This window comes from Halorubrum sp. SD612, from assembly GCF_002135005.1.
Genome location: NZ_NEWI01000233.1, coordinates 1 through 2988, shown reverse-complemented (window position 1 = coordinate 2988; position 2988 = coordinate 1). Strand labels below are relative to the sequence as shown.

Here is a 2988-nt window from a genome sequence, read left to right as displayed (position 1 = left end):
CGGGGACGCACAAGACTCAACGCTTATGAGGGGGCGGTCCAAACCCCAGCACGTTACGGAGACCTATATGAGCGATTGGATAGCGATTGGCGCCTTGGCGGTCGTCGGCCTGCTCATCCCGATAGCGATGATGACAGTGTCGGCGCTGCTCCGTCCGAGCGTGCCTGAGACCGGTAAAAGTACCACCTACGAGTCCGGCGAGACCCCGACGGGCGGGACGCGGATCCGGTTCAACATCCAGTACTACATGGTCGCGCTGTTGTTCGTCGTGTTCGACATCGAGACCGTGTTGCTGTTCCCGTGGGCCGTCATCTACCGCCCGGCCGTCCAGGCCGGCGTGCCGATGGCCGACCTGCTGTGGCCGATGTTGGCCTTCGTCGGAATTCTCGCGGTCGGACTCGTCTGGGCGTGGCGGTCGGGGGCGATCAGCTGGGCCCGCAGCCCCCGCGCGACCAGCAGAAAGACGACGGAGGACTTCAACTAATGAGCAGCGATCAACCGTTTATCACCGACGATTCGCAAGTCGTAACCGAGACCAGAGACGCCCGGATGACCGGGCAGGGAGACCGGTTCAACTCCCGGCTCCGCGAGGCGTTCGGCTCCTCGCCGTTCATCCTCACCAAGTTCGACAAGTTCCTGAACTGGTGCCGGGGCTCCTCGATGTTCATGCTGCAGTTCGGCATCGCCTGTTGCAGCATCGAGATGATGCACACCTACGCGGTGAAACACGACCTCGACCGCTTCGGGTCGGGCGTCCCCCGCGCGTCGCCGCGACAGGCCGACGTGATGATCGTCCCCGGGACGATCGTCTCGAAGTTCGCCCCGCGGATGAAGCGCGTCTACGACCAGATGCCCGAGCCGAAGTTCGTCGTCGGCATGGGTTCCTGTACCATCTCCGGCGGCCCGTTCCAGGAGGGGTACAACGTGATCAAGGGCGCCGAGGAGGTCATCCCGATCGACATCCACGTCCCCGGCTGCCCGCCCCGGCCCGAGGCGCTCGTCTACGGCGTCGTGAAGCTACAGGAGCGCGTCGCCAACGGCGAGGCCGCGCCCGTCACGGTCAAGCCGTACGAGCTGGAGGAGTTCTCGGACCTCGAACGCGACGAGCTCGTCGACAAGCTGGCCGACCAGATCGACGACGACGAACTCGTCATGCGGTACAACTTCGCTGATTCGCCATGAGCCTCGAACGACCAGACAGAGTCGACGACGACGACGCCGTCGAGCGCACCCCCGACGAGCTGGAGGCGCTGCTCGGCGACCTCGTCGTCGACCGCGACGACCATCTGAACGCGCCCGGGTTCGTCATCCGCCCGGACACCGTTCAGGAAACGCTTCGGACCCTGAAAGAGCAGGCGGGGTACGACCACCTCTCCGTGGTCTCCGCACAGGAGTACGAGAACCGCTACGAGTCCATCTACCACCTGAAGAAGTACGACGATCCGACCCAAGAGGTCAGCATCGTCGTGCCCGCCGACAAGGACGACCCCGTCTCCGAGTCGGCCGAGCCCGTCTTCCGCACGGCCGACTGGCACGAGCGGGAGGCGTACGACCTGATCGGGATCGAGTACGACGACCACCCCGACCTCCGTCGGATCCTGCTCCCCGAGACGTGGCAGGGCCACCCCCTGTCGATGGACTACGACAAGGACCGGCCGCAGATCGCCACGCTGCCGGAGCACGCGAACCCGCTGGAGGACCACCACAAGGACGCCGAGTCCGACACGATGTTCCTCAACATCGGGCCGCACCACCCCGCGACCCACGGCGTCCTCCACCTGAAGACGGTGCTCGACGGCGAGCAGGTCGCCGACGTTGAGCCAGACATCGGCTACCTCCACCGCAGCGAGGAGCAGATGGCGCAGTCCGGGACGTACCGCCACCAGATCATGCCGTACCCCGACCGCTGGGACTACATCTCGGCGGGCCTGCTCAACGAGTGGGCGTACGCCCGCGCGGCCGAGGACCTCGCGGACATCGAGGTGCCCGAGTACGCGCAGGTCATTCGGACGATGGGCGCGGAGATGTGCCGGATCGCCGCGCACATGCTCGCGCTCGCGACGTTCGCGCTCGACATCAACGGCGACTTCACGGCGACGTTCATGTACGCCATCAACGACCGCGAGCGCGTCCAGAACCTCTTGGAGGACCTGACGGGCCAGCGGCTGATGTTCAACTACTTCCGGCTCGGCGGGGTCGTCTGGGACCTGCCGGAGCCCCGGGAGGAGTTCTTCTCGAAGACCCGGGACTTCCTCGACCAGCTCCCGGAGTCCGTCGAGGAGTACCACAACCTGATCACCTCGAACGAGGTGTTCCAGATGCGGACCATCGACACGGGCATCCTGCCGCCGGAGGTCGCGAAGAACTACGGCGCGACCGGCCCCGTCGCCCGCGGCTCGGGGGTCGACTACGACCTCCGCCGCGACGACCCGTACGGCTACTACGACGAGCTCGATTGGGACGTCGTCACCGAGGACGGCGGCGACAACTTCAGCCGCCTGCTCGTCCGGATGCGCGAGGTCGAGGAGTCCGCGAAGATCATCGAGCAGTGCGTCGACCTGCTCGAGGACTGGCCCGAGGACGAGCGCAACATCCAGGCGAACGTGCCGCGCACGCTGCGCCCGGACGACGACACGGAGATCTACCGCGCCGTCGAGGGCGCCAAGGGCGAACTCGGCATCTACATCCGCGCGGACGGCACGGACAAGCCGGCGCGGTTCAAGATCCGGTCGCCGTGCTTCTCGAACCTCCAGACGCTGCCGGAGATGGCGAACGGGGAGTACATCCCCGACGTCATCGCGGCCCTCGGTAGCCTCGACGTCGTTCTCGGGGAGGTGGACCGCTGATGGGTACGGCCCCCGCACAGCTGTTCCCCGAGTTCATCGTCGACACGCTCGGGCTCGACAGCGTCATCGGCGAGGTCGCGGCCTCGCTGGTCGCCGCCTTCGTCGTCGGAAACATCATCCTCGCGTTCACGGGCGTCGCGGG

At 66.3% G+C, this 2988-nt stretch carries 3 protein-coding genes and 1 pseudogene; all 4 read left to right on the top strand.

The window, feature by feature from the left end; genetic code table 11:
- The first annotated feature begins 67 nt into the window (after positions 1 to 67).
- On the top strand, positions 68 to 484 hold the full coding sequence (locus B9G38_RS15660; protein WP_086220993.1) for an NADH-quinone oxidoreductase subunit A: 417 nt from the start codon (positions 68 to 70) through the stop codon (positions 482 to 484).
- Positions 484 to 1182 carry an NADH-quinone oxidoreductase subunit B gene (locus B9G38_RS15655; RefSeq protein ID WP_053771566.1) on the top strand — a complete coding sequence of 233 codons (699 nt, stop codon included), beginning with the start codon at positions 484 to 486 and terminating at the stop codon, positions 1180 to 1182. Before B9G38_RS15660 ends, B9G38_RS15655 begins: the two co-directional genes overlap by 1 nt.
- Positions 1179 to 2846 carry an NADH-quinone oxidoreductase subunit D gene (locus B9G38_RS15650; RefSeq protein WP_086220992.1) on the top strand — a complete coding sequence of 556 codons (1668 nt, stop codon included), beginning with the start codon at positions 1179 to 1181 and terminating at the stop codon, positions 2844 to 2846. Before B9G38_RS15655 ends, B9G38_RS15650 begins: the two co-directional genes overlap by 4 nt.
- A pseudogene (locus B9G38_RS17940) lies at positions 2846 to 2988 on the top strand (NADH-quinone oxidoreductase subunit H); the annotation flags it as partial. The gene B9G38_RS15650 and the pseudogene B9G38_RS17940, both read left to right, overlap by 1 nt.

What these genes read in the sequence shown, in the direction of transcription:
- B9G38_RS15650 (WP_086220992.1), top strand. Translation starts at nt 1,179, where the DNA reads ATGAGCCTCGAACGACCAGACAGAGTCGACGACGACGACGCCGTCGAG.
- B9G38_RS15655 (WP_053771566.1), top strand. Translation starts at nt 484, where the DNA reads ATGAGCAGCGATCAACCGTTTATCACCGACGATTCGCAAGTCGTAACC.
- B9G38_RS15660 (WP_086220993.1), top strand. Translation starts at nt 68, where the DNA reads ATGAGCGATTGGATAGCGATTGGCGCCTTGGCGGTCGTCGGCCTGCTC.